The following is a 26,706-nucleotide window of genomic DNA, read 5'->3' as shown; positions in this document are numbered from 1 at the left end:
CCCCGGGAAAGCCCCCGTCCGTGCTGTCTCTTCTCAAGCGGTACCGCCGCTTCCTCCTCGTGGCCGCCCTCCTGCTGTACCCGCTCGGCGCCTTCCTGCTGGGCGGGCGGAGGGGCCGTGACCCGAACTTCGTCGACCGGGGCGTCATCGCGCTCACGGCCCCCGTGCAGCAGGGCCTCACCGCCGGCATCGACGGCGCCGTGGCCGCGGTGCGCAACTACCTGGACCTGCGCGGCGTCCGTCAGGACAATGACGCGCTGCGACTGGAGAACCTGCAGCTGCGGGCGACGGTGCAGGCGCTGGGCGAGGCGCGCTCGGAGAACGGGCGGCTGCGCAAGCTCCTGGCGTACGCGGAGGCCGTGCCCGGGCCGGAGATTCCGGCGCGGGTGGTGGGCGTCAATCCGGTGGCGAAGCTCCTGTCGGTGCGGATCAGCAGCGGGGAGAAGGACGGGGTGTTCCGGGGCATGTCGGTGGTGACGCCGGACGGCATCGTCGGGCAGGTCATCCGGTCCACGGGCGGCTACGCGGACGTGGCGCTGGTGACGGATCCGCAGAGCCGGGTGGCGGTGCGGGTGCAGCGCTCGCGGGCGCGCGGCACGGCGGCGGGCGCGGGCAACGGCCCCCTGACGCTGGAGAACATGCTGCGCACGGAGGACGTGGAGGACGGCGACCTCATCATCACCTCCGGCACGGACGGCATCTATCCTCCGGGGCTGGTGGTGGGGCGGGTGACGCAGCTGGAGAAGAAGGAGCACGGCATGTTCCAGGGCGCGGACATCACGCCCGCGGTGGACACCAGCCGGCTGGAGGAGGTCCTGGTGGTGGGCAGTCCGTACAGTGAAATGGCCGCCACCGGCGGGGCCGCCGCGGAGGGCACGCAGAAATGAAGTTCCTGGTGACCGTCATCCTGGCGCTGGTGCTGCTCACGCTGGAGTCCGTGTTCGTCCAGCAGGCGGGGCTGGTGCTGGGCCGCGTGGACGTCACGGTGGTGCTGGTGGCCTTCCTCGCCCTGCGCGCGAGCCTCACCGAAGGGGCGTGCTCCGCCTTCGCGGTGGGCTACCTCCTGGACCTGATGAGCGGCCAGCCCACGGGCCTGTTCACGTTCCTCGCGGTGTTCACCTTCCTGGTGGGCCGGCTGGTGGCGTCGTTCGTGGACGTGCGAGGCCCGGTGGCCTTCGCGCTGTTCGCCATGGGCGCGGACCTGGGGCACGGCCTCTTGTCCACGTTCTTCACCTGGCTCACGGTGAAGGAAGGCTCCACGGCGCCGCTGCTCTCCGGCATGCCGGTGCAGCTGGCGCTCACGGGCGTGGCGGCCCTGCTGCTCTTCCCGGTATTCAAGCGGTTTGAAGTGGCGCAGGAGCGCCCGGCGGGGTTGCTCCGTTGACGCCTCCGACCATTGGCAACACCACTCCGGGCCGGGACCTCAAGCGCCGCTTCCTGTGGCTGGGCCTGGCCATGTCGCTGGGCCTGGTGGCGCTGGCCATCCAGCTGTACCGGCTCCAGCTCATCCGCCATGAGGAGTACGCCGCCAAGAGCGTGGCGAACTTCGTCAAGGAGGTGCGCCTGCGCGCCGACCGGGGCGTCATCAAGGACGCGCGCGGCACCATCCTGGTGGACAGCCGTCCGTCGTTCGACGCCTTCGTCACGCCGGCCTTCTGCACGGACTGCTTCGAGCAGGTGATTCCGCGCCTGGGCGAGCTGCTCCAGTGGGACCCCGAGCAGCGCAAGAAGATTGAGGACCTGGTCCGCGCGAGCCGCCGCAACGCGCCCTTCCAGCCGGTGCCGGTGCGCGTGGACCTGACGCGCGACGAGTACGACCGGCTCAACGCCCGGCGCGACATCCTGGACGGCGTGGAGGTGGTGCCCGTGCCGCACCGCAACTACCGCGCGGACATGGTGCTGTCGCACGTGCTGGGCTACATGAACGAAATCACCCAGGAGGAGCTGGAGCGCCTCAACGGGGACGGCGCGAAGTACGCGCTGGGGGACTACATCGGCCGGCGCGGCCTGGAGCGCTACTTCGAGTCCAAGCTGCGCGGGCAGGACGGCGTGCGCAAGGAAGTGGTGAACGCGCGCGGCCAGACGATTGAAGAGCTCAACGACAAGCTGGGGGAGAACGCCGTCATTCCTCCCACGGCCGGCAGCAACGTGGTGCTCTCCATCGACATGCGCCTGCAGGAGGAGGCGGAGCGCGCGTTCCCGGGCGTGACGGGCGCGGTGGTGGCCATCGACGTGAACACCGGCTTCATCAAGGCGCTGGTGTCCCGCCCCGGCTTCGACCCCAACCTCCTGACCGGCCGCGTGACGCCGTCGCAGATGGCCACGCTGGCGAGGGATCCGCTCCACCCGATGATCAACCGCGTGGCCGCGGAGCACTACAGCCCGGGCTCCACGTTCAAGGTCGTGACGCAGCTGGCGGCCTTCAAGGCCGGCGCGTTCCGGCCGGAGACGGTGGTGCACTGCTCCGGCGGCTACCGGCTGGGCGCGCGCGTGTGGCGCTGCCACAAGGACAGCGGCCACGGGCCCCTGGACGGCCGGGGCGCCATGAAGGCGTCGTGCGACGCGTGGTTCTACAAGGTGGCGGACACCATCGGCCTGGACCCCATCGCGGAGATGGGCAAGTCGCTGGGCCTGGGCCGCCCCACCGGCATCGGCGTGGTGGCGGAGGTGCCGGGCATCATGCCGTCCAGCGCGTACCACGACAAAGCCTCACCGGGCGGCTACACCAAGGGCATGGCGCTCAACAGCGCCATCGGGCAGGGCGACGACAACGTGACGCCCCTGCAGCTGGCGCTGGTGTACGCGGCCGTGGCCAACGGCGGGAAGCTCTACAAGCCGCAGATGGTGCAGCGGCTGGAGAACCTGGACGGGCAGGTGATGGAGGAGTTCAAGCCGGAGGTGGTGTCGCAGGTGGACATCAACCCCGCGCACCTGAAGGCCATCGTCGAAGGCCTGGAGGCGGTGGCGCAGGAGCCCGGCGGCACGGCGTACCGCGCGAAGCTCAAGTCGGGCCTGCCCGCGGACTTCCTGGTGGCGGCCAAGACGGGCACCGCGCAGGTGGCCCGCATCGGCGCGGTGCGCCTGAAGACGCACCAGATGAGCTACTTCGAGCGCGACCACGCGTGGTTCGCCGGCTTCGCGCCCGCGAACAAGCCGGAGCTGGCCGTGGTGGTGCTCAACGAGCACGGCGGCCACGGCGGCGTGGACGCGGCGCCCACTGCGCTGGCCGTGATGAAGAAGTACTTCGAATTGAAGGCGCAGGACGCGACGTCACCGCCGCCCCGCGCCAACCAGCCCTACACGCCGTCGCTGCCGCCGGCGCCCAGCCTGGATGAAGCGGCGCTCACCCGCGCCGTGCCCCCGCCGCGGGTGAATCTGCCGGGAGAGCCCATCCAGCCGCCCTCGGAAACCGGAGACGACAGTGCAACTGCGGATTGAGCGCCGGATGATGCCCCACGTGCCGTGGGGGCTCATCGTGTGCGTGCTGGGCGTGTGCGCGCTGGGCCTCTGGAACCTGGCGTCCGCGTCCCGCCCCCCCATGGCGCCGGTGTGGACCAGCCAGGCGCTCTACCTGGGCGTGGGCCTGAGCGCGGTCCTGGTGGTGTGCCTGGTGGACTACCGCTGGATCCAGCGGATGGCCTTCCCCATCTACGTGCTCAACATCCTGGCGCTCCTGGCGCTGCGCGTGGTGGGCCACACCGCCAAGGGCGCGGAGAGCTGGTTCGCCATTGGCCCGTTCCGCCTGCAGCCCGCGGAGTTCATGAAGATTGGCGTCGTGCTGATGCTGGCCAAGGTCTACCACGACGACTTCCAGCCCAATCAGCCGTCCTACGGGCTCGTACGGCTGTGGAAGCCGGTGCTGGTGGTGATGGTGCCCTTCACGCTGGTGCTGGTGCAGCCGGACCTGGGCACCGCGCTGATGATCTTCCTGTCCTCCGGCACCGTCATCCTCTTTGGCAAGGTGCGCTGGTACCTGGCCGCCACCATCGTGGCGGGCGTGCTGGTGGGCGGCCTCATCATCTGGAACGACTACGTCCGGGAGATGCCCGAGCCGCGCACCACCGTCGTGCGCCACCACCTCAAGAAACACCAGAGCCAGCGCATCTCCGGATGGTTGGATCCGGAAGCGGACCTGCGTGGCAGCGGCTATCACGCCGCGCAATCCAAGATTGCCGTGGGCTCCGGTGGGCTCACCGGCAAGGGCTGGCGTGAGGGAACCCAGACAGGGCTGCGCTTCCTGCCGGAACAGCACACGGATTTCATCTTCTCCGTGTGGGCCGAGGAACACGGCTTCTTCTCTTGTCTCCTGTTGCTCGTGCTCTACGGCGGCATCTTCATTCTCGGGCTGGGCGTGGGATTCAGCGCACGAGACCGTTTTGGAGCGTTCGTTGCGGTGGGGGTGGTGGCCACACTTTTCTGGCAGGTGTTCGAAAACATCGGCATGGTCATTGGCCTGTTGCCGGTGACGGGCATCACGCTGCCCCTCATGAGCTATGGCGGCTCCTCGATGCTGTCGGTGATGTTGTGCATCGGGCTGCTGGTGAACATCAGCATGCGCCGTCACATGTTCTGACGGCCGCGGAGGCTTCCGATGGTGGTGCAGAGGAAGGGTGTGACGACGGCGAAGGCCGGCACGGCGGTCCGCGGGCCGGAGGAGGCGCAGGCACCCCGGCCGTTCGTTCCGCCGGTGGGCACCTCGCGCAACGTGCCCGTGCCCGGCGCGGCGCCCCGCATCGAAATGAACCAGGGGGAGCCGGAGCACCGGCACTTCCCGCGCGCGCAGCTGGCCACGCACTTCGACCTCTGGATGGAGGATGACGCGGGCGGCCGGCGCTTCTCCGCGGGGCTCACGTCCGTGAACGTGAGCGTCAGCGGCGCCTTCCTCGCGAGCACCTTCTTCCTGCCCATGGGCACGGTGGTGCGCGCGCGCTTCGCGCTGGAGGAGGGGGCCGCCCCCGTGGAGGCTCGCGCGGAGATTGTGCGGGAGGAGCGCGGGCCGGAGGACGAGGGCCGCAGCGGCTTCGCCCTGCGCTTCCTGGACTTCTCAGGTCAGACGGAGGTGGCGCTCGCCCGGCTCTTCCTGGGCATGCGCCTGAGGGCCTTCACCGAGGACTACCTCAAGTCCCAGCGCGCCCGCTCCCTGCCCAATGAGCTGGAGCGGGTCATCGACGTGATGGCGGCCTGGGAGCTGCTCAAGGCCACCACGCCCGGAGACCCCTGGCGCGGCGAGTAGGGCCCCGGTACGCCGCCTTCAGGCCGGCTTGCCGGTGGCGATCTGCCTGCGGCGCTCGGCCTGGTAGTGCGCGGAACACAGGCCCTTGGAGCGCTGCTCGCGGGTGCAACCGCTCACCGTGCAGCGGCGGTCCATGGGCACCGGCCCGCCCGCCACCGTCTTGGGGGGACGGCCGCGGCGGCGACCCGCCATCACCGCGCCATTGCCCGGCGACGCCGCGACGGCGCCCATGCCCGGCATCCCCGTGTTCAGCGCGCGCAGCATGCCGCGGCCGATGGCATCACCCAGGGCCTCCGCCCACGACGTCAGGGCAGGGGTCAGCGGTGCTTGCGAGATCAATTCTTTACGAAGGCGTGCCATGAAAACTCCTGTAGAAACTCGCCAATCAAGACAGGCGTGTACTCGCGACTTGTGTCTGTTGTGGCGAACTCTGTCAACAAGACATGTTGGGGTCGTGTTTGACTCGTAATGCAATTTCAATGTCTGTTGAACAAAACATGACGGGAGGATCGTCCAGCCGTCCCGGGTGGGCGTTTGTCTCAAGGGCAGAGAAATGTCTGCGTCAGGGGGCGCAGTGCACCCGGTACGTGAAAGCCCTTACCGTCGCGGTGAGTTGTCTTTCTACAGACAGAGCGAACCGCCAGCCATGTCACGCCCGGGTGTCTGGTTGGGAGCGGATAAGCAGCGTCCCCTCTCACCCGGCGCGAACCCTGGCGATGAAGGCCAGGGGCACCATGGGTGGGAGGGGACGAGGGAGACGGACGTCAAAGCGGGCCCGTCACCGGGAGCACCTGGGGGAACACCTGGGCTCAGAGATTCTTCCGGACCACGTCCTCGATGCGCGACTTCGGCACCGCGCCGACAATCTGGTCCACGACCTTGCCGCCCTTGAAGAGCAACAGGGTGGGGATGGAGCGGATGCCATACTTCTGGGGCGTGTCCTGGTTCGCGTCGATGTCCATCTTCGCGAACGTCACCTGGCCCTTGTACTGGGCGGACAGCGCCTCCACGGAGGGCGCGATGGCGCGGCAGGGCGCGCACCAGGTGGCCCAGAAGTCCACGAGCACGGGTTGTTGCGAATCCAGGACCTGCTTCTGGAAGTCCGAATCACCGATGTTGATCACGTCGCCAGCCATGTCGTCACCTCGTGTCTACTGCTTGAGTAGGATACGTCCTGGAGCTTCGCGCCCGGCGGGTGCCTCGGGGGGCGGGAAGGCCGGGCCTCTTCCGGTGGAACGGATGCCGCATCTGCCCGGAGGTTGCACCCCATTTCCGGCCCGCCCGGCATGAGGGTGGTGTAGTCTGTGGGGCGTGACGAAGCTCTTCCTGTCCCAGGCCCAGCTCGAAGAATGGGCGCTGGAGGACAAAGCAGACCTGCGCGAGGGCCGCCTGGTGGTCGCCGCCGAGGGTGGGAGCGCCTGGCCGCTCACGCCCGCCGTCCACGTGGTGCAGCTGGTGTCGGGGGAGGACACGCACCAGCTGGTGTCCCGGGTGAAGACCGAGGAACAGCTCGGCCGGCTGGGGGCTGAGCAGATGGCCGACTCCATCCTGGTCGGGGACTCCGCATACGAAGTGGTTCCGGGTTATGTGGCGGAGGTGGGGGCGCCCGCCCCCGAGCGCAAGCCCAATTCGGAGACCGACCTGCTGGCGGCCTTCATTCTCAATAAAATGTAAAATGAGCTGAGGCAGGACTGAATGCCTCCTCGGCCGGGGTTATGAGCCTGCCTCCATGAGCCATACGCTCGTCTCGCTCGCCTGCCACGCCTACGGCCTGGCCGCGCTCGTCTACCTCGCCTTCCTGGTCCGCCAGTCCCAGGTGCTCGCCGTCACCGGCCGGGTGCTGGTGGGGAGCGGGCTGCTGATGCATTGCGTTGCGCTCATCGAACTGCTGAGCGCCCAGGGGGGCCGGTTGGTGGGCCCCGCGCAGGGCATGTCCACCTTCGCCTTCCTGCTGCTGGCGCTGTTCCTGGCGCTGGACGTGCGCTACCGCAAGCCCGTCATCGGCGCGTTCCTCACGCCCCTGGCGGTGGCGGTGCTGCTCATCGGCATGTTGATGCATGGCGGGTCCACGCCGCTGCCGGAGGCGGTGCGCCAGCCGCTGTTGCCGGTGCACGTCACCATCGCGCTGCTCGGGCTGACGGCCTTCGGCGTCGCGGCGGGGGTGGGCGTGATGTACCTGCTGATGGAGCGGGAGGTGAAGGCCAAGCACTTCGGGCTGCTCTTCTCCCGGCTGCCGTCCCTGGAGTTCCTGGACACGCTGAACCGGCGGCTCGTCGTGTGGGGCTTCATCGCGCTGTCGCTCACGCTGGCGACCGGCGCCCTGTTCACCACCACGCTGCGGGGGCTCGCCTGGGCGCTTGAAGCCAAGCACGTGGCGACCTTCGTCGCCTGGGGTGTCTTCGCCGCGCTCGTCAACGCGCGCATCTTCGCCGGCTGGCGCGGCCGGCGGGTGGCGCTGCTCACCATGGCCGGCTTCTGCCTGGTGCTGGTCTCCTTCCTGTCGTCCTACGATCTGTCCGCCGCTGGCCCGGGGATGCCGTAGCCATGGAATTCATCTGTATTGGCGTGTCACACCGCTCCGCGCCCCTGGGCGTCCGTGAGCGGCTGGCATTGCCCGAAGCCCGGCAGACGGAAGTGTTGCAGCGGCTGGCGCAGGCGCCCGTGGAGGCGCTCTGGGTGTCCACGTGCAACCGCGTGGAGGTGTACCTGGCGGCCCCCAGCGCGGACCTGGCGCGGGAGCGCGCGCGGGAGACGCTGCACTCGCTGGGCGGCGCGGAGGCGCTGGAGCACCTGTACGAGCACCAGGGCGAGGCGGCGCTCGTGCACCTGTTCCGGGTGGCGTCCAGCCTGGACTCCATGGTGCTGGGCGAGGCGCAGATTCTCGGGCAGGTGAAGGACGCCTTCGAGCGCGGCCAGGGCGCGGGCGCGGTGCGCGGGGAGTTGACGCGCGCGTGCGCGGCGGCGTTCGGCTGCGCCAAGCGCGTGCGCACGGAGACGGCGGTGGGCCGCGCGGCGACGTCCATGGCGTCCGCGGCGGTGCAGCTGGCGAGCAAGGTGTTCGACGGGCTCAAGGACAAGACCGTCCTGGTGGTGGGCGCGGGAGAGATGGGCGAGCTGGCGGCGCGGCACCTGAAGAACGCGGGCGCCGGGAAGCTCATCGTGACCAACCGCACGCTCGCCCGCGCGGAAGGACTGGTGGCGGAGGTGGGCGGCGTGGCGAGGCCCTACGAGGAGCTCTTCACGCTGCTCGCTGGCGCGGACGTGGTGGTGACGAGCACGGCGTCGCCGGTGCCCATCTTCACGCGCGACAACGTGGGCGCGCTGGGCAAGGCGCGCAAGGGCCGGCCGCTGTTCATGGTGGACCTGGCGGTGCCGCGAGACATCGACCCGGCGGTGGGGACGCTGGACTGGGTGCACGCGTACGACGTGGACGACATCCAGAAGTTCGTCGCGGACAACACCGCCGCGCGCGCGGAAGAGGCGCACAAGGCGGGCGGGCTGGTGGCGCAGGAGGTGGCGCGCTTCGCCCGGGAGCGCGCGCTGCGCGACGGCATGCCCGTGCTGGCGCGCCTGCGTCAGCGCGCGGAGGCCATCGCCCGCGCGGAGGTGGAGCGCACGCTGCTGGGGCTGGGCGACGGGCTCACCGACAAGCAGAAGAAGAGCATCGAAGCCATGGGGCGAGCCATCGTGAACAAGCTGTTGCATGAGCCCACCGCGCGCCTGCGCGCCGTGGGGCCACAGGGCGAAGGCAACCGGCTGGCTGGCGCCGCCGCGGAGCTGTTCGGCCTCACGGAGGCGGAGGCCGCCGCCATCGCTCCGGAGGAATCCGCCGCCCCCCCGCAGCAGGACGCGCGCAACACCGTGGTGGCCACCGGGAGCCGGCGATGAAGACGGTGCGCATCGCGACGCGGGAGAGCCCGCTGGCGCTGTGGCAGGCGAATCACGTGGCCTCGCTCCTCACCGAGCGCAACCCCGGCCTGGAGGTCACCCTGGTGAAGATGACCACCGAGGGCGACCGCTTCCTGTCCGCGCCGCTGTCCCAGGTGGGCGGCAAGGGCCTGTTCGTGAAGGAGATTGAGCAGGCGCTGCTGGATGGCCGCGCGGACGTGGCGGTGCACAGCCTCAAGGACATGACGTCGGTGTTTCCGGACGGGCTCATCCTGGCGGCGGTGCCGGCGCGCGAGGACCCACGCGACGCGTTCTGCAGCCCGGACGGGCACACGCTGGCGATGCTGCCCGCGGGCGCGAAGGTGGGCACGTCGTCGCTCCGGCGCAGCTGCATCCTGCGCGCGCGCCGGCCGGACCTGGAGATCGTCTCCCTGCGCGGCAACGTGCAGTCGCGCCTGCAGAAGACGCGCGACCTGCGGCTCGCGGGCGCCATGCTCGCGGCGGCGGGGCTCAAGCGCCTGGGATTGGACCACCACATCACCCAGGTGGTGCCGGTGGCGGAGAGCCTGCCGGCGGTGGGGCAGGGCGTGCTGGCCATCCAGTGCCGCGAGGCGGACGCGGACGTGCGCGCGCTGCTCCAGCCCCTGGAGGACGCCCTCACGCGCAACGCCGTGCGGGCCGAGCGCGCCTTCCTGGCGAAGCTGGAGGGCGGCTGCACCGTGCCCCTGGCCGGTCACGCCACGGTGGAGGACGGCCAGGTGTACCTGCGCGGCCTGGTGGGCCGGCCGGACGGTTCGCGGGTGGTGCGGGGCGAGGTGAAGGGCCCCGTACCGGAAGCGGAGCGGCTGGGCGAGGCGCTCGCGGATGAGCTCCTGTCGCGCGGGGCGGGAGACATCCTGCGCGATTTCGGCCGCCGCGAAGGCGCTCCCCGCGCCTAGAGTGCCAGCCCGTGGACCGGCGACTGGATGGCATCCGAATCTTGGTGACGCGCCCCCGTGAGCGGGCCGAGGAGCTGTGCTTCCTCCTGGAGGACGAGGGCGCGGAGGTCCTCAGCCTGCCGCTGTTGGAGCTGCATCCGCCGGAGGACCCGCGCCCGCTCGCGTCCGCCGCCGAGCACGTGCAGCGCTACCACTGGGTGGTGTTCGCCAGCCCCTCCGCAGTGGAGGCCTTCCTGGAGGCCCTGCGGCTCGCGGGCACCTTGGACCGGCTGTCGCGCGTGAAGCTGGCCGCCGTGGGGCCGCGCACCGCGAGGGCCGTGGAGGGCTACGGCCTGAAGGTGGAGGCCGAACCCCACGAGGGCACCGGCGCCGCGCTCTTCACCGCCCTGCGCGACGTGCTGGGGCCGGAGGACGACGTGCTCCTGCCCGCGGCGGAGGAGGGGCGGCGGGAGCTGGAGGACGGCCTGCGCGACCTGGGCGTGCGCGTCACCCGCGTGACGGCCTACCGCAGCGCGCCGGCCCCCGTCGAGCCGGAGGCGCTGGCCCAACTGGCCGCGTCCCCGCCCCAGGTGGTGCTCTTCGCGTCGCCGCGCACCGCGGAGGCCTTCGTGGAGGGGGTGGGCCGTGAGCCGCTGGCCTCCGCGAAGGTGGTGGCCATTGGCCCCACCACGGCGACCGCGCTGACACAGCTGGGCATCCCCGTGGCCGCCGTCGCGGAGCGCCCCACGCCCGAGGCGCTGGTGGATGCCACCGTTCGCGCCGTTCACGGGTAGACTGTCCGCCCGGTGACGTCCGGGCGCCCAGGCGGCGCGCCCCGTGCGGACGTGACGTGAAGAGGTGCGGGTGATGAAGCGTGGGACGCAGCGGAGTGTCTTCCTCCTTGGACTGCTGGCGCTGGCCGCGACGGCGCACGCCCAGGATCAGCTGGGCTACCAGTACCTGGACCACTGGGTGCTCAACAACAGCCAGGACCCGTTCCCGTACTACGTGGACGCGCGCAACACCCAGCCCGGGGGCAATGACCTGTCCCTGGTGGAAGACGCGGTGAAGAAGGCCTTCCAGGCCTGGCAGGACGTGGACTGCGCGTGGCCCGCCTTCACGTACAAGGGCCGCTCCAACATCGTCCCCATCCCGAACGTGAATGACCGGCTGGACGGCTTCAGCGTCGCCGCCGTCTGGGTCACGGATCCGAACAGCACCGAGTTCTCGGACGTGCTCAACGCCAGCAACAGCGTGGTGGCCGCGGTGCCGCTGACGCACGGCGGCCTCGTCTACCAGTGCGACATCTTCCTCAACGCCGTGAGCTACAAGTTCACCACGCTCTCCCCCACGCCGGCGGGCTTCATCGACATCCAGTCGGCGGTGATGCGCGGGGTGGGCCAGTGCCTGGGCCTGGGCAGCACGTACTTCTACTCGGACGCGGTGATGTACATCACGCTGGACACCGGCACCCAGCGCCGCGCCCTGACGTCGTATGACCGGGGCGCGTTCTGCCAGCGCTATCCCCAGACGGGCGCGGTGGGCTCGCCCTGTGACACCGCCGCGTGCGGCGCGGGGCTCACCTGCGTCACCGCCCAGTCCACCACCAGCGGCGTCTCGCAGAAGATCTGCTCCAAGCCGTGCCCGGTCGGTACGCCCGGGGCCTGCCCGGACCCCTACCAGTGCCGCGCGTCCACCCTCATCCCCGGCTCGCAGTTCGCCTGTCTGCCGGAGGCCTTCGGGTCGACCACGAAGGTGGGCAACCCCTGCTCGAGCGCCAGCACCTGCGGCGCGCCGGAGTCGCGCTGCCTCACGGAGGCGGACAAGACCACCGCCTTCCCTGGGTGGACGGACGGCTACTGCACGGAGTCCTGCATCGCGAACGCGGACTGCCCCATCGGCTCCACGTGCACCACCGTGGGCGCCGTGGGCAAGCGCTGTCTGAAGAACTGCCGCCCGGGCAAGGGCGACTGTCGCGAGGGCTATACCTGCAACACGCTGCCCGACAACGGAGGCGACGTGTGCGTCGCTGACTGCGCCACCAACAGCGACTGCGGCAGCAACCATGCCTGCCGCTCGTGCGACCACGCCTGCATCCAGCAGAAGACGGGCACGCGCACCGTCGGCGACCCGTGCCTCCAGGACTCGGAGTGCGGCACCAACCAGACCTGCCTCAAGCTCAACGGCAACCCGCAGGGCGTGTGCACGGAGCCGTGCTCGGTGTCCACCTGCTCGTGCAGCCCCGGCAGCACCTGCCGCCCGGCGGGCACCGGCGAGGACCGCTTCTGCTTCCGCGACTGCGGCGCGAACACCTGCGCCTCGCCGCTCCAGTGCGTGCCGTTCGCGGAAGGGACCGCCTGCATCGCCGCCTGCCGCAGCAACCAGGACTGCCCCAATGGCCTGTACTGCGGCAATGGCGGCCAGTGCTACGACCCGTATGCCCAGACGGACGGCGGCACCTGCACCCTGTGCAGTGATGGTGGCACGCCGCCGCCCCCGCCGGTGGACGGTGGGGGTGGCTCGACGAACGACCCCGGCGGCTGCGGCTGCCAGAGCGGCCCCTCCTCCGCGGCATTCCTCGTGGGGCTCGGGGTGTTGCTCCTGGCCACCCGCAGAAGGAGGAACGTGTGACCCAGGCGGCTCCCCCCGGAAGCAGCGGCCCCTCTCGCGGCGCCACGGACTTCACCCTGGGCTTCCTCCTGGAGGCCATGGTCGCCCAGCGCCTGCTGACACCCCAGCAGGCGCAGGAGGTGCTGGCGCGGGAGCCCGCCGCGCGCGCCCGCGTCCTCAAGGCGCAGGGCGGGACGGGCAAGGACGCGGCCCGGTATGACGTGTCGCCCGTGGAGGTGGTCGCGGCCTTCCAGATTCCGGCGCCGGGGGGGCGGGGCGTGCTGGACGAGGACCGCGTCACGGAGGCCGCCGCGCGCGCCGCGGGGCTGGCCTACCGGAAGCTGGATCCGCTGAAGATGGACATGGCGCTGGCCACCCGCACGGTGTCCCGGCCCTACGCGCAGAAGCACGTGCTGCTGCCCCTGGAGCGCACCGAACAGGGGCGGCTGCGCGTGGCGGTGGCCAACCCCTTCGACCGCGAGCTCTTCGAGTCCTTCCACCGCCTCACCGGCGAGCCGGTGGAGCCCGTGCTGTCCGCGAAGACGGACATCCTCCGCTCCATCGCGGACATCTACGGCTTCAAGAAGACGCTGGCCAAGGCCGCGGACGACTTTGGCGGCGCGAACGCGCAGATCGCCAACTTCGAGCAGCTGGTGTCGCTCAGCGGCACGCAGGAGCTGGAGGCGTCAGACAGGCCGGTGGTGCAGGCGGTGGACTACCTCTTGCGCTACGCCTTCGACAATCGCGCGTCGGACATCCACATCGAGCCCAAGCGCGCCACCGCCGTGGTGCGCCTGCGCATCGACGGTGTGCTGCACCCCGTCTACACGCTGCCCGCGCAGGTGCACCCGCCCGTCGTGTCGCGCGTGAAGATGCTGGCGCGCATCGACATTTCAGAGAAGCGCCGCCCCCAGGACGGCCGCATCAAGACGGAGCGCGACGGCCGCGAGGTGGAGCTCCGCGTCTCCACGCTGCCCACCGCCTTCGGGGAGAAGGTGGTCATCCGTATCTTCGACCCGGAGACGCTGGTGCAGGACATCGCCCAGCTGGGCTTCGACCCGGACGAGAAGGGCCACTTCGAGTCGTGGATTGATCAACCCCACGGCCTCATCCTGGTGACGGGCCCCACGGGCAGCGGCAAGACGACGACGCTCTACTCCGCGCTCAAGGCGGTGGCGGGACCGGACGTCAACGTCACCACGATTGAAGACCCCATCGAAATGGTGTGGGACACCTTCAACCAGGTGCAGGTGCAGCCCAAGGTGGGCCTGGATTTCGCGGGGGCGCTGCGCCACATCCTGCGCCAGGACCCGGACGTCATCATGGTGGGCGAAATCCGCGACGCGGAGACGGCGGAGAACGCCATCCAGGCCGCGCTCACCGGCCACCTGGTGCTCTCCACGCTGCACACCAACGACGCGCTGGGCGCGGTGGCGCGCATGAAGGACCTGGGCGTGCCGGCCTTCCTCCTGGCGCAGAGCCTGCTGGGCGTCATGGCCCAGCGCCTCTTGCGCCGCGTCTGCGTGCACTGCGCGGAGGAGGCGGTGCTCACGCCGGACGAGCTGCTGGCCCTGGAGGTGCCGCTGCCGCTGCTGCCCGGCGGCGTGAAGCTGTCCAAGGGCGCGGGGTGCGTGCGCTGCCGAGGCACCGGCTTCTCCGGCCGCACCGGCGTCTTCGAAATCGTCTCCACCAACCGCGAGGTGCGCGAGCTCATTGCCCGCGAGGCGCCCTACGAGCACCTGGCGCAGGCGGCGCGCCGCGGTGGCATGCGCACGCTGCGCGAGGCCGCCGTGCGCAAGCTGGCGCAGGGCCTCACCGCCTTCGACGAGGTGGTGCGGATGACCTCCGCCTTCTAGAAACACGAAGGGCCCGCCGTGAAGCACGGCGGGCCCCGCGAAGCTGCCCGAAGAGGGCAGGGCGGCTTTAGAAGCGCGCCTGCAGCAGCGTGTTGAAGCCCAGCGCGTGCGGCTTCTCGAAGTTCGGCTGCGCGATGCCCGTCACGTCGTCCTCGAACGTGGTCCGGTTGGTGTCGTACGTGTAGTAGACCTCACCCACGGCCGCGACCGTCTCCGACAGATCCCACCGGAAGGTGGCCTTGGCGGACCAGATGAGCTCCGCCTCGCAGGCGCTGGTGCCGCCGCAGGTGCTGGGCAGGATGCTCAGCTGGTTGGCGTCACGCACCACGACCGTGCGCGTGCCGGTGAGGCTGGGGGGCGGGTTGCTGCCGCCCACGAGCGGAACCGGGCTGCGGAAGGACGCCGGCTGCTGCGCGCCGATGATGAAGCCCGGCGTCAGGTGCAGCCGCTCGATGTTGTAGTCCACGCCCACCGCGCCGAAGACTTCAGGCTTCAGCACCGTGCCCGTGGGGAAGTCCTGGAACGGGGGGAAGCCCGGCACGTCGAACTGGATGAAGGACAGGCTGCGCACCAGCGCCAGCGCGTTGAAGCGGAACCGGTTCAGCTTCGCGCGGCCCTGGAAGGCGAGCGCCACGGCCCCCTGGGGCTTGGTGGCGCCGAACTTGTCCGGGTCCTGCAGGGTCTGCGTGAGGTAGCTGCCCTCCAGAGAGAGGGAGTACGACAGGCCACCCGGGTACTGCTCCGGCGCGAAGAAGCGCTGGTAGATTTCCGGGTCGTTCTTGTAGAGTCGGAAGTCCACGCTCGTGCCCACCGGCACGCCCACGTGGTAGACGACCTGGCCGGACACGCCGGCCGAGTTGACGCCCGCCTCGATGGACTGGTTCGCCAGTCCCGGGACGATGCCCTTCTGGAAGTAGCCGCCGCCGGCCTCCACGCGCAGCGTCTCCAGGATGTCCCAGCCCGCGCCGGCCATCACGCCGTAGAGCGTCTCCTGCTCCAGGATGAGGTCGTTGAGCACCAGCGCCGTCTTGCCGCCCACGTACGCGTACCAGCGGTCGCGCGTCACCTGGAACTTGGCGCCCGGCACACCCGTCGCGGAGGCGCGGTTGGTGAAGATGGAGCTGCCGCCCCAGGAGATGCGGTACGCGTAGCCCAGACGGAAGCGGTCCGCGGACACCGGGAAGCCGGTGAGCGAGATGCCTTCCTTCTCACCCCAGCCCGGCGGCTGGTAGTTCAGGCGCACGTAGCTGGAGTTGTCGAAGATGTCGACACCGCCGGACGGGCGCTCCAGCACCAGCAGCGTGAGGGCCGCCTCCGTGGTGAGGCCCTCGAAGAACGCCGGCATGCGCTTGTAGAGCACGACGTTCGACAGCGACTCGAAGCCGGAGAACCGGGTGTTGAAGTTGTCGTAGAACTGCGTGTTCTGGTTGCCCGCGCCAAAGCGCGCGTTCGGGCTGTTGGGAGTGGTTTCTCCCGCGCCCGCCAGCACGTTGTCGTCCGCGAAGACGAACGACAAACGGGTGTCCACGAAGTCCCCGGCCCAAGCGGGCGCGGAAAGGGTTGTCAGGCCCGCCAGGGCCAGCGTCTGCAACGTTTTCAAATTCCCTCCAGGAAGCGGTCCGGGGGAGACCGCTCCTCCCAGCGCCCCGGCATACCGCCGGGGCGCGCAATGCGACTGCTCAAATCAAAGGTGAATGGCGACTACGGGCACGGCTTGATGGGCTTCGGGCACTCCATCCCGGGCCCGGGATAACAGCACAGGTCGTCCTGGTCTCTCGGCAGGACGTTCCAGCGCGGACGCGCCGGACCCACGTGCTTCAGGTGACCCACGACGTCGAAGGTGGCCGCCCGCAGCTGCTTGCACTGGAGCGCCTTCGCCGCGTCGGCGTCGTTCTCGTTGCAGTCCGGGTTCAGGTCCGGAACCGCGTCCTTGATCTGCAGGCTGATGCGCGAGCGCGTGTCCGGCGCGACCTTGCACGCGGCATTGGCCGTGGCGGCGGCGTCGCGCACCAGCGCGACCGTCACCTCGGAGCCCTTCAGGGTGTACTCGTAGCGGGTGTTCGCCGCGATGAGCGTGTCCGTCTGGTCCGCCGTCACGCTCACCGGGCCGAAGCGCGCGTGCACCGGCTGGTCGCAGATGATGGTCATCCGGTAGCCCTGGGGCAGCGCCTTGTCCGGCCGCACGGGCGTGGTGCCCACATTGACGTTCATGATGCGGTTGGGGACGGACTCGTCCATGCCCATGGACGCGGGACCGGTGGCGTTCATCTCCACCACGAACTGACCGAAGCTCGTGTACGTCGTCTTCTCCGCGCAGATGGTGCCGGCGTACTCGCCAATGCCCAGCGTGCAATCGATGACGCACTGGCGCTCCGGGAGGTCCGGATCATCCGGCGGCTCCTCGAAGCAGTTCTTCCACGTGCGCGCCGCGCCGCTGCCCGACGGGCAGAACATGGGCATGTCGTTGTTGCCGTTGGCGTCGCAGTTGCGGAACACCTTGGGGAACTTCACCCGGCGCAGCTTCACCAGCGAAGACTCCAGGCTCTCCATCTTGTAGTTCTTGTAGCTGTAGCCGCACAGGATGTCGTCCAGGTACGGCGAGCCGCTGTAGCCGCACAGCCGGCCGTTGACCTCCACGGGCGGCACCTGGTCCAGGTACTTGTTCCACTGGTCCTGCGGCAAGAGGCGCACGTTCTCCCGCAGCGTCCACGCGGGGAAGCTCATCTGCGTGGTGTTGGTGAACTCCGCCACCGTGCCGGACAGCGTCCAGAGCAGGTCGCCCGAGTCCAGCCCCTCCGGGAAGGAGTAGTTGTAGATGTAGATGCTGTTGAAGCGGCCCGGGTTGAAGCCGTCCGGCTCCGCGGTCTGGATGTTCGCGCCCGTGACGCTCTTCTCCGCCACGCGGCAGGCCGTCATGTCCGTGACGTAGAAGCCGCTGGAGTCCGTGCCCGTCACCAGCAGCATCATCTGCTTGCCGTTGTTGGGGTCGGACGGGTCGCAGTTCTGCGTCAGCGGCTCGCCGGACTCCGGGTTGCGGCCCACGCGCATGAACTGCTTGACGAAGACGCTCGTCTCCGAGCCGCCCTCGGGCAGGTTGATGGTGGAGAGGGCGGGCTCCTCGAACCGGATGCCCGGGGACAGGCCGGTCGCGAGGGTGCGCGTGGCCGGCTCCTGGGGCAGCTGGGACAGGTCGCCCACGACGCCGCCGTCCGCGTAGACGAGCTCCAGGTCCTGGTCCTGCACCCAGACGTGCGTCTCGCCGTACAGGTGGGCCACGCGCACGCTGCCGCTGCCCTTGCCGTTGGTGAGCTGCGTCCAGCGCTGGCCGTACTCACCGGTGAGGTCGCCCGGGATGACCCGGAAGGACACCGGCCCGTTGAAGGACGTCATCTCTCCGCCCGTGCCGTCCAGCGCGGTGATGGACAGACCGATGTCCACGTCCGCGCGGGGCAGGGTGTAGGGGCAGTCCGTGGTGCCGCGCACCTCCAGCGGCACCGCGGCCTGGTCGTTGCCGTACTTCGCGGCGCAGGCGTTCACCACCGGCAGCAGCGTCGCGGCGGTCCCCCCGGTGGTGATGCTCGTCACCTCCACGCGGAAGGAGGTGAGTCCGGTGGGCGCCTCGGACTCCTTCGTGTAGCAGCCGGCCGCCAGGGCCAGCGTGGACAGCAGGAAGAGTCGCTTCATCACTTCACCCTCCGCCCGATGCGGCCATCCTCGATGGCGCTCGCGATGGGCATGGCTGTGGGCTTCTCACAGAACGAACGCAGCTGGCTCGTCACGTTGCCGCAGGTGGGGTTGCCCCCCGTCAGCAGGTCCCGGCAGGTGCAGCGGCCGGTGTAGGGGCCCTGCGGCAGCGCGCACTGCTCCAGGGCCGCCTGCTTCGTCGTGTCCGGCAGACCGCACCGGGCCATGGCCGCCGGCTGCTCGCTGGCGTCGTCGGTCACCTTGAGCAGGTCCCGGCACGAGCAGCTGCCCACGGTCTTGTCGAGCCCTTCCTCGAAGGCCTTGGACACCTTGCAGGAGTTCAGCGTCTTCTCATCCACCGTCCACTGGCCGTTGACCAGCGAGCCGCAGCGCGTGCCGTTGCTGGACGTCTCCCGGCCGTTGAGCAGGTCGTCGCAGTTGCAGAAGCCCTGCATGTAGCCGATGAGCGAGTCGCGCAGGCTGATGCCCGTCTCGATGCGCGTGGTGTTGCGCTTGAGCACCGTGAAGCCGGAGCCGCCCTTGGCGATGTAGTCGTTCACCGCGACCTTGTAGGTGCCGTTGGTGTCCAGCGGCTTGCCGTTGATCTCGATGTCGATGCCCGGGTGCGCCCAGCAGCGCGAACCCGCGGTGTCCTCCAGGCACTGCCAGGGCGCGTGGCCCTCGCGGCCCTCCTGGGGGCAGTCCGTGGCCACCGTGGCCGGGGTGCACGCGACGCGCAGGTCGTTGAGCTGCACCTGGGCGCAGTCCATGGTGAAGCGGGCGCCGGAGATCTGCGCCTGGCTCACGCACCCGCGCTCCGCGGAGCGCTCGGTGACGAAGTCGAACATCTCCTGCATCTCCACGCCGGACAGGTACATGATGTTGATGGTGTTCTCGAAGGGGAACACGTTGAACATCGCCTCCTGCGTCACCACGCCCGCGTAGAGGTTGTCGCGGATGCCCAGGGAGTTGGTGAGCGCCATCTCCGCCTCCACGCGGTTGCGCTTGCGCATGGAGTCCGCGGCGATGTTGCCCAGCGGGCTGTCACCGCCGTTGGAGTTGTTGCGCCGCTGCACGTCGAGGGGGGCGTAGGAGAAGATGGAGGTGAGCTGCAGCTTCACGTCCATGCCCAGCAGGTACGGGATGAGCAGGTCCGTCGCCTGCGCGTCCTCCTGACGGCCGCACTCCGCGATGGCCTCGCGCACGCCCGGCGCGTTGATGAACTCGCCCGGGTCCCAGAAGATGTTGTCGTCGAAGCGGTACTTGCGCATCGCCTCGTTGCACCAGAGGCCGTCCACCGGGAACGCGTGGTAGTCCTGGCTGACGACCTCGGCGCCCTCGGCCTCGCCCCGCTGGTTCGGCATCTTCACGACCAGCTCCAGGCGGCCCACGTACTTGGCGAACGCGCCCGAGTGCGACAGCACGACCTTGCGGCCGGAGGGGTCCGTCACCAGCTGCGGCGGGTTGAGCACCACGTGCAGGTGGCCGCCCAAAATCACGTCCATGCCGCTGACGCCCGCGATGTGCACGCGCACCACCGACTTGTCGTTGCCTTCCGGCCCGAACCACTCCAGCACCTTCCACGCGTCGTGCGAGCGGTTGATGTAGGGCTTCGCGCGGCCGTACTCATAGTAGGCCTCGTAGCCCTGGATGAGGTCCTGGTCCTCGGTGAGGCCCAGGTGGCTGACGATGACAATCAGGTCCGTCACCGGGCGCAAGAGCTCCACGTAGCCGCGCGCCGCCTCGTTCTGCTCCAGCGGCGTCACCTGCAGGCTGTTGCCGCCCTCCACGATGGAGTTGAGCGAGGAGATGTTCGCCATGCCGATGACGCCCACCCGCAGGCCCTTCACCGTCCGGATGGTGTAGGGGCTGGTCACCATGGAGGCGCCGTTGGTGCCGGTCGTCTTCGGGTCGTCCCAGTAGTAGTTGGCGGCCAGCAGCGGGAAGTTGGCGAAGTTGCGCGCCTTCTGGACGAAGTTGAGGGCGCCCGCGTCGAACTCGTGGTTGCCCACCACGGCGGCGTCCAGACGGGACTCGGAGAGGAAGCGGAACTCCGCCTCGCCCGTGTTCACGTTGAAGATGGGCGCGCCCTGGAAGCAGTCACCGGAGTCCAGGTGCAGGACGCGGTCACCCTTGGCGCGCTCGCGCTTGAGGATGGAGGCGATGCGCGTGGCACCGCCAAAGGGACCGGCCTCCGGGATGAGCTCCAGGTCCTGGTCCGTCTTCAGCGGCGTGAAGTCGTACGGGACGAGCCGCGAGTGGATGTCAGAGGTATGGAGGAGGGTAAGCCGCACCTCCTGACCTTCAAGGTGGTAATCCTGGCCTTCCAGCACCGGCATGCACGAGGCGAGGGCCAGGGCGCAGGCGCAGAAGAGGCCGAGCAGTGCGCGACACATTCGTGGCGGATCCGTGATTCGTAGGGAGTGACGACTTGAGGACGGCGCAACCTACGGGATCAAGGGTGCACGGGCAAGCAACGCCACCGTGGCACCTCCACCTACCAGGACACCAGGAGAGCAGGCAGACATGCGTCCCAGCAGTTCCAATGTGACTGACATCGAGATCATCGAGGATTTCTCCGCCACGGCGCGTTGTGACGAAGGTTTCCTCCGGGTGCGTCGGCTGCGCTGCCGCAACCGGCGCGCGGATGGCTCGTCGTCTCCGGTGTACCGGGTGGACGTGGTGGACCGGCCCCGGTTGGACGCGGTGTCGGTGCTCATCTACCGCCGCGCCCCGGATGGAAACGTGGAAGTCCTGACGCGCATGAATTTGCGGCCCGCGGCCTACTTCCGCCGCGAGCAGACCGCGTCCATGACCGTGCCTGACACGGTGAGCCATCTGCGCGTGGAGGAGATCGTCGCGGGCCTGCTGGAGCCCGCCGACAAGGGCGAGGAGGGGCTTCGCCGCCGCGCGGCGGAGGAGGTGAAGGAGGAGGCGGGCTACACGGTGCGGCCGGAGGACATCCAGCTGCTGGGCGGCGCGTTCTTCCTCGCGCCGGGCATCCTGTCGGAGAAGGTCTTCCCGGCCGCGGTGGACGTCACCGGCGTGGCGCAGGGCGAGGTGGAGGGAGACGGCTCTCCCCTGGAGGAGGGCATCCACCTGCAGTGGCGGCCGCTCTTGGCGGTGCTGGACGCGTGCCGCCGGGGTGACATCGCGGACGCGAAGACGGAGGTGTCCCTCACGCGGCTGCTCGCCCGGCTTTCCTGAACGCCGCTTGCTGTTTCCGGGCCGAGGACGGACGGGGTAGGGTGCTGCCCCGTTCCGCTTCCTTTAGCAGGCGAGGTTCGTCGCATGTCGTCGCTGCCCCCGTGGCTGGCCCAGCTGCTCCCCATCGTCATCCTGCTCGGGGCCATTGGCCTGGTGCTCTCACGGCTGCCGAAGGTGGAGCTGGGGCACACCGATGCGTTCCGCCGCCGCCGCTTCTTCAACTGGTTCCCCCTGGGCCTGACGTACGCGTTCCTCTACATGGGGCGCTACAACGTCAACGTGGCGACCAGCGCCATGGGCGCGCAGACGTCCAACGCGGACTTCGCCACCATCTTCTTCTGGGGGACGCTGACCTACGGCGCGGCCTTCCTCCTCAACGGCCCGCTGACGGACAAGCTGGGCGGCCGCTTCACCATCCTGCTGTCCGCGGGCGGCAGCGCGGTGGCGAACATCGCCATGGGCGGCCTGGTGTACGCGGTGCTGAAGAACGGCTGGGCCCCGCCGGGCGGCGTCGTGGCGTGGCTCGCGTTCCTCTACAGCGTGAACATGTACTTCCAGAGCTTCGGCGCGGTCTCCATCGTCAAGGTGAACGCGTCGTGGTTCCACGTGCGCGAGCGCGGCCAGCTGGGCGGCGTGTTCGGCATCCTCATCTCGCTGGGCCTGTACTTCGCGTTCGACTGGTGCCGCTTCATCGCGGACGCGGCGCCGGTGTGGTGGGTGTTCTTCGTGCCCGCGGCGCTGCTCGCGGGCTTCCTGGTGCTGGACTTCTTCGTCATCCGTGACACGCCGTCGCAGACGGGCCACCCGGACTTCGACACGGCGGACGCGTCCAGCGGGGAGGCGGGCCCGGCGCTCACCGTGCCGCAGCTGTTCGGCAAGCTCTTGAGCAACCGCGTCATCCTCATCATCCTGGGCGTGGAGTTCTGCAGCGGCTTCCTGCGCAACGCGGTGATGCAGTGGTTCCCCAAGTACGCCAAGGCCATTGGAGAGTCCGGCGGCTTCGTGGCCTCCAACTGGGGCATGCTGTCGTGCGTCGCCGGCATCCTGGGCGGCATGTTCGCGGGCGTCATCAGCGACCGCATCTTCGACTCGCGCCGCGGCCCCGTGTCCGCGGTGCTCTACGCGGGCCTGCTCCTGGGCGCTATTGGCGCGGTGTTCCTGCTGGGAACGGCGGGCGCCGGCTGGTCCGTGGTGTTCATGTCCCTGTGCGTCATCGGTGTGCACGGCATGCTGTCCGGCACGGCCACCATGGACTTCGGCGGCAAGAAGAACGCGGGCATCGTGGTGGGCATCATCGACGGCGCGGTGTACGCGGGCACGGCCATCCACGCGCTCGTCTACGGGGCCATCCTGCCCACCGGCGACGCCATGAAGGACCCCGCCAACTGGAAGCCGTGGCCCCTGGCCATGCTGCCGCTGGCCGTCGTGGGCCTGGTGCTGGCGTCGCGGGTGTGGAATGCGAAGCCCCAGCCCAGGGCGGCGCCCCTGCCGGTGGGCGACGTCGTCCCGGGCGCCCTGCCGGGCGCCTCCTCTTCTCGTACGGGTACCAACGGTTGAGGCGCCATGGGAGTGCGTCCGGGTGTGTCACCCCGGACGCTTTCCCATCCTTCGGTGAGGGTGGCTCCCGTGTGACAGGCCTGTGACGTAGACTGGAGTTTGTGTCCCAGGCCCCCGAAGCACTCCACAGCCGGTTCGACGTCCACGACCGCAAGCAGTTCGAGATCAAGCTCGAGTACCAGCCCACGGGCGCGGACGAGACGCGCTACCTGGTGGAGGCCTACCTCTTCCTGCCGTCGAGCCTGAACATCGACGCGGAGACGTACCCTCGCGCGGACTTCTACGCGGACATCCACAACTACGTGCGCTTCAAGACGCCGGTGATGGGGCTGGGCGAGCTCCTGTCGTCGGAGGGCTCGCCGCTGGTGAAGCTGGAGGCGTGGCAGCGCGCGGGCGTGGCGCCGGAGTCGGACGTCGTCTACCAGGCGAAGCTCTTCTCGTGCGTGCTGCGCGGCGCGCTGCGCCGCTTCGCCACCACGGTGGAGACGCGCTGTGACGCGAAGACGGGCGAGGCGGGAAGGGTGGACCTGGAGTCGGTGGTGCGGCATGCGGGGGACTCCGTGCCCGTGGTGCTGGAGCGCTTCCGCGCGTGGCTGCGCGCCACCGGTGAGGCGAAGCTCCAGGAGAAGACGCGCGCGTCGCTGCGGCTGGTGGACGAGTACGTGAGCCTGCTGGTGGAGCAGTTCTTCCGCCGCGCGGTGGCGGACATGGACGCGCTGCCGCGCACGGGGCCGTGGCTGCCGTTGCGCAAGGGTTTGATGGAGGCGGTGCTGCGCGAGGAGTCCTATCGCAAGGAGCACCGGCTGCGCTCCGTGTTGAGCCCCACCGGGGACAACGAGGAGTACATGCAGCGGCTGGGCTTCCTGAAGAAGTTCTGCATGAACGTGCTCTTCCTGTCCTCGCGCCGCCGTCAGCGGCGGCAGGGCTGGGAGGAGGTGCTCTTCGCCATCGCGGCGGGCGTGGCCATGGCCTTCGCCACGTCGGTGGCGCTCTGGGCGCAGGTCCGCTTCACGCAGGTGAGCCTCAACTTCTTCCTGGTGGCCGTGGTCGGCTACATGATGAAGGACCGCATCAAGGAAGGGCTGCGGCGCATGTTCAGCCGCGTGGCCGCCACACACCTCTACGACCGCACCACGGACCTGGTGGACCCCGTCACGGCGCGCGCCATCGGCACGTGCGAGGAGCGCGTGGACTACGGCGCGGCGGTGAAGGTGCCGCAGGCGGTGTCGTCGCTGCGGCTGCAGGACGACTTCCTCACCGTGTCGCAGGGCGAATTGTCGGAAGCCGTCATCCGCTACCAGAAGCGCATCGTGCTGGACGCGCGCCTCCTGCCCCGCTCCGAGCGCGGCCTCACGGGCGTCACGGACATCCTGCGCCTGCACGTGGGGCGCTTCCTGCGCGACATGGACGAGCCGGAGTTCGCGCTGGAGTACGTGGACCTGGAGGACTTCTCCGTGGGCCACATCCGGGGCGCGAAGCGCTACCCGGTGGACCTGGTCTTCCGCTTCACGGTGATGGAAGACGGCGTGCGTCACGAATCCGCGCAGCTGGTCCGCCTGGTGTTGGATCGCAACGGCATCCAGCGCATGCAGAACTTCGTCCAGGCTCCGGTGGGGGCCTCGGAGCCCGCGGGGCCGGTGCCCATCCAGCCGGCCGCGTGGCGCCAGGGCGCGTGATTTGATGGGCCGCCCCGCGCCGGGGGCATGTATCTTCCGGCGTCCATGGCTTTTGAAGATCTCAAGCAACGCGTGCGGCCGGATTGGCGCGAGGCACTCCGGAGCATCCTGGAGAAGGCCCGCTCGCTCGGCCCCCAGGCTGTCCTGGCGTTCGACCTGGACTCCACCCTCTTCGACAACCGGCCCCGCCAGGCGCGCATCCTGCGCGAGTACGGCGACGCCCGGTCCCTGCACCTGCTCTCCGTGTGCGAGCCGCGCCACTGGGACACCGGCTGGGACATGCGCGCCGCCATGCGCGCGTGCGGCATGGAGGACGCGGAGGTGGAGCATCGCTACGCGGACGCGCGCGCCTTCTGGCAGGAGCGCTTCTTCACGAGCGCCTACTGCGTCTCCGACGAGGCGATTGATGGCGCGGCCGCCTTCACCCAGGCGGTGGCCGCCACGGGCGCGCAGGTCGTCTACCTGACAGGCCGCCATGAAGCGATGCGTGAGGGCACCGTGGCCTGCCTCGCGCGCTGCGAGATGGTGACGCCCCCCGGCACGGACGGGCGCGTGCACCTGGTCATGAAGCCCACGCTCGCGGAGAACGACGACGCCTTCAAACGCGACGCGCACGCGCGCCTGGGCCGCATGGGCACCGTGGTGGCGGCGTTCGACAATGAGCCCACGCACGCCAATGACTACCGCCACCGCTTCCCAGAAGCGACGGTCATCCATCTGGCCACGGACCACTCGGGACGGGCCGTGGAATTGATGGATGGCATCGTGTCGGTGCCGCATTTCTCCATGGAGGACGTGACGCACCGCGCCTGAAAGAAAGGCACGGTGGAAGACGGTTTCTGAAAGGCTTTGGAAGTCCCTTGGCCGCGCGCTAAGAGGCGCACGGCGTTCGCCGCCCTTCCCCCTCGGGTCTTCAGGGGCGGCCCAGACGGAGGCATGCCGCGGTGGCCAGCGCGTACTCGAAGGACCTGTTGTTGACGATGTACCGGAAGATGTACCTCCTGCGCCGCTTCGAGGAGCGGGCCGGCCAGCAGTACACGCTGGGGAAGATCGCCGGCTTCTGCCACCTCTACATCGGCCAGGAGGCCGTGGCGGTGGGCTGCAACGAGGCCATCCGCCCGGATGACTACATGCTGTCCGCCTACCGCGACCACGGCCAGCCGCTGGCGCGTGGCAGCGACGCCGGGATGATCATGGCGGAGCTGTTCGGCCGGGGCTCCGGCTACAGCAAGGGCAAGGGCGGCTCGATGCACATCTTCGACATCGAGCACCACTTCTACGGCGGCTACGGCATCGTCGGCGGGCAGATTCCGCTCGCGGCGGGCATGGCCTTCGCCAGCCGCTACCGCAACGAAGACCGCGTCACGGTGTGCTTCTTCGGCGACGCGGCCGCCAACCAGGGCTCGTTCCACGAGACCTTCAACATGGCGCAGAAGTGGAAGCTGCCGGTCATCTACATCTGCGAGAACAACCGCTACGGCATGGGCACAGCCATCGCGCGCACGTCCGCGGTGCCGGAGATCCACAAGCGCGCCTCCGCGTACGGCATGCGCGGCGAAGCGGTGGACGGCATGGACGTCCTCAAGATGTACGAGGCGGTGAAGGACGCCGCCGAGTACTGCCGCGCGGGCAAGGGCCCCGTGCTGATGGAGGCGAACACGTACCGCTTCCGCGGCCACTCGATGGCGGACCCCGCGAACTACCGCACCAAGCAGGAGGTGGAGGACGAGCGCAAGAACGACCCCATCCCGAAGCTGCGCGAGTTCGCGATGAAGCAGGGCTTCAAGCTCACGGACGCGGACTTCGAGGCCATCGAGGAAGAGGAGAAGCGCGCGGTGGACGCGGCGGTGAAGTTCGCCGACGAGTCGCCCGAGCCCAGCGTGGACGAGCTGTGGCGCGACACCATCGTGGAGCCGGGCGAGGAGGATGTGCGCCCGCGCGAGCGCGTGCTGGGCGTGAAGGTGACGAACTGGCCGAAGTACCCGTCGGGCCAGGAGCTGAAGGTCACCTGGGACCTGGAGCCCCGCGCCGAGGCCGAGCTGGCGGACAAGAAGGCGGGCCTGACCCGCTAGCGCCCC

The 26,706-nt window shown here is 69.6% G+C and carries 22 protein-coding genes; 17 read left to right on the top strand and 5 right to left on the bottom strand.

Going from position 1 to position 26,706, the window contains the following annotated elements; genetic code table 11:
• Nucleotides 1-20 precede the first annotated feature (20 nt).
• The 5 genes from mreC to D7W82_RS09215 are packed head-to-tail and all read left to right on the top strand — an operon-like array spanning nucleotide 21 to nucleotide 5,233.
• Nucleotides 21-887, top strand: coding sequence for a rod shape-determining protein MreC (gene mreC / locus D7W82_RS09235; protein WP_120617977.1), 867 nt, complete (start codon nucleotides 21-23; stop codon nucleotides 885-887).
• On the top strand, nucleotides 884-1,384 hold the full coding sequence (locus D7W82_RS09230) for a hypothetical protein (RefSeq protein ID WP_120617976.1): 501 nt from the start codon (nucleotides 884-886) through the stop codon (nucleotides 1,382-1,384). The genes mreC and D7W82_RS09230 overlap by 4 nt, the downstream gene beginning before the upstream one ends.
• Complete coding sequence (mrdA, locus tag D7W82_RS09225) at nucleotides 1,381-3,438, top strand: penicillin-binding protein 2 (RefSeq protein WP_120617975.1); 2,058 nt, start codon at nucleotides 1,381-1,383, stop codon at nucleotides 3,436-3,438. Before D7W82_RS09230 ends, mrdA begins: the two co-directional genes overlap by 4 nt.
• Nucleotides 3,439-3,445: 7 nt before the next feature.
• A complete protein-coding gene (gene rodA, locus D7W82_RS09220; RefSeq protein ID WP_171423511.1) occupies nucleotides 3,446-4,573 on the top strand; it encodes a rod shape-determining protein RodA in 1,128 nt (375 codons plus the stop codon).
• An 18-nt stretch (nucleotides 4,574-4,591) separates the two neighbouring features.
• A complete protein-coding gene (locus D7W82_RS09215) occupies nucleotides 4,592-5,233 on the top strand; it encodes a PilZ domain-containing protein (protein ID WP_120617973.1) in 642 nt (213 codons plus the stop codon).
• A gap of 18 nt (nucleotides 5,234-5,251) precedes the next feature.
• On the opposite strand, the gene D7W82_RS09210 is transcribed toward D7W82_RS09215, so the two are convergent.
• The gene (locus D7W82_RS09210) at nucleotides 5,252-5,593 is read right to left on the bottom strand and encodes a hypothetical protein (protein ID WP_120587885.1); all 342 of its coding nucleotides are present in this window, start codon (nucleotides 5,591-5,593) and stop codon (nucleotides 5,252-5,254) included.
• Between the two features lie 449 nt (nucleotides 5,594-6,042).
• Nucleotides 6,043-6,369 (bottom strand): thioredoxin, encoded by a 327-nt coding sequence (gene trxA / locus D7W82_RS09205; protein ID WP_014398183.1) that lies wholly within the window; start codon nucleotides 6,367-6,369, stop codon nucleotides 6,043-6,045.
• 175 nt (nucleotides 6,370-6,544) lie between these two features.
• On the opposite strand from trxA, the gene D7W82_RS09200 reads away from it, so the two are divergent.
• From D7W82_RS09200 to D7W82_RS09170, 7 genes are all read left to right on the top strand, one after another.
• Nucleotides 6,545-6,907: a hypothetical protein gene (locus D7W82_RS09200; RefSeq protein ID WP_014398182.1), complete on the top strand. Its 363-nt coding sequence runs from the start codon at nucleotides 6,545-6,547 to the stop codon at nucleotides 6,905-6,907.
• A gap of 55 nt (nucleotides 6,908-6,962) precedes the next feature.
• Nucleotides 6,963-7,775 carry an inner membrane protein YpjD gene (locus D7W82_RS09195; protein WP_120617972.1) on the top strand — a complete coding sequence of 271 codons (813 nt, stop codon included), beginning with the start codon at nucleotides 6,963-6,965 and terminating at the stop codon, nucleotides 7,773-7,775.
• A 2-nt stretch (nucleotides 7,776-7,777) separates the two neighbouring features.
• Nucleotides 7,778-9,121, top strand: coding sequence for a glutamyl-tRNA reductase (gene hemA / locus D7W82_RS09190; RefSeq protein WP_120617971.1), 1,344 nt, complete (start codon nucleotides 7,778-7,780; stop codon nucleotides 9,119-9,121).
• A complete protein-coding gene (gene hemC, locus D7W82_RS09185; protein ID WP_120617970.1) occupies nucleotides 9,118-10,059 on the top strand; it encodes a hydroxymethylbilane synthase in 942 nt (313 codons plus the stop codon). Before hemA ends, hemC begins: the two co-directional genes overlap by 4 nt.
• 11 nt (nucleotides 10,060-10,070) lie before the next feature.
• Nucleotides 10,071-10,832: a uroporphyrinogen-III synthase gene (locus tag D7W82_RS09180; RefSeq protein ID WP_120617969.1), complete on the top strand. Its 762-nt coding sequence runs from the start codon at nucleotides 10,071-10,073 to the stop codon at nucleotides 10,830-10,832.
• Between the two features lie 73 nt (nucleotides 10,833-10,905).
• Complete coding sequence (locus tag D7W82_RS09175) at nucleotides 10,906-12,669, top strand: MYXO-CTERM sorting domain-containing protein (protein WP_120617968.1); 1,764 nt, start codon at nucleotides 10,906-10,908, stop codon at nucleotides 12,667-12,669.
• Between the two features lie 77 nt (nucleotides 12,670-12,746).
• The gene (locus D7W82_RS09170; RefSeq protein ID WP_233587395.1) at nucleotides 12,747-14,504 is read left to right on the top strand and encodes a GspE/PulE family protein; all 1,758 of its coding nucleotides are present in this window, start codon (nucleotides 12,747-12,749) and stop codon (nucleotides 14,502-14,504) included.
• Between the two features lie 67 nt (nucleotides 14,505-14,571).
• On the opposite strand, the gene D7W82_RS09165 is transcribed toward D7W82_RS09170, so the two are convergent.
• From D7W82_RS09165 to D7W82_RS09155, 3 genes are all read right to left on the bottom strand, one after another.
• Nucleotides 14,572-16,104, bottom strand: a complete 1,533-nt coding sequence (locus D7W82_RS09165) for a hypothetical protein (RefSeq protein WP_171423498.1) — start codon at nucleotides 16,102-16,104, stop codon at nucleotides 14,572-14,574.
• A 101-nt stretch (nucleotides 16,105-16,205) separates the two neighbouring features.
• Nucleotides 16,206-18,188, bottom strand: a complete 1,983-nt coding sequence (locus tag D7W82_RS09160) for a hypothetical protein (RefSeq protein WP_120617965.1) — start codon at nucleotides 18,186-18,188, stop codon at nucleotides 16,206-16,208.
• A complete protein-coding gene (locus D7W82_RS09155) occupies nucleotides 18,188-20,482 on the bottom strand; it encodes a bifunctional UDP-sugar hydrolase/5'-nucleotidase (protein WP_233587393.1) in 2,295 nt (764 codons plus the stop codon). The genes D7W82_RS09160 and D7W82_RS09155 overlap by 1 nt, the downstream gene beginning before the upstream one ends.
• A 232-nt stretch (nucleotides 20,483-20,714) precedes the next feature.
• On the opposite strand from D7W82_RS09155, the gene D7W82_RS09150 reads away from it, so the two are divergent.
• From D7W82_RS09150 to pdhA, 5 genes are all read left to right on the top strand, one after another.
• Entirely contained in the window at nucleotides 20,715-21,395 is a 681-nt protein-coding gene (locus D7W82_RS09150; RefSeq protein ID WP_120617963.1) for an NUDIX hydrolase, read from the top strand.
• A gap of 84 nt (nucleotides 21,396-21,479) precedes the next feature.
• Nucleotides 21,480-22,952 (top strand): MFS transporter, encoded by a 1,473-nt coding sequence (locus tag D7W82_RS09145; RefSeq protein WP_120617962.1) that lies wholly within the window; start codon nucleotides 21,480-21,482, stop codon nucleotides 22,950-22,952.
• Between the two features lie 101 nt (nucleotides 22,953-23,053).
• Entirely contained in the window at nucleotides 23,054-24,628 is a 1,575-nt protein-coding gene (locus D7W82_RS09140; protein ID WP_120617961.1) for a hypothetical protein, read from the top strand.
• A 45-nt stretch (nucleotides 24,629-24,673) separates the two neighbouring features.
• Nucleotides 24,674-25,441 (top strand): hypothetical protein, encoded by a 768-nt coding sequence (locus D7W82_RS09135; RefSeq protein ID WP_120617982.1) that lies wholly within the window; start codon nucleotides 24,674-24,676, stop codon nucleotides 25,439-25,441.
• 131 nt (nucleotides 25,442-25,572) lie between these two features.
• A complete protein-coding gene (gene pdhA, locus D7W82_RS09130; protein ID WP_120617960.1) occupies nucleotides 25,573-26,700 on the top strand; it encodes a pyruvate dehydrogenase (acetyl-transferring) E1 component subunit alpha in 1,128 nt (375 codons plus the stop codon).
• The last annotated feature ends 6 nt before the right edge of the window (nucleotides 26,701-26,706 follow it).

Source organism: Corallococcus sp. CA049B (assembly GCF_003611685.1).
Classification (GTDB): Bacteria; Myxococcota; Myxococcia; order Myxococcales; family Myxococcaceae; genus Corallococcus; species Corallococcus coralloides.
Note: the sequence above shows the minus strand (reverse complement) of the source record. Positions and strands in the feature narration are given on the sequence as shown.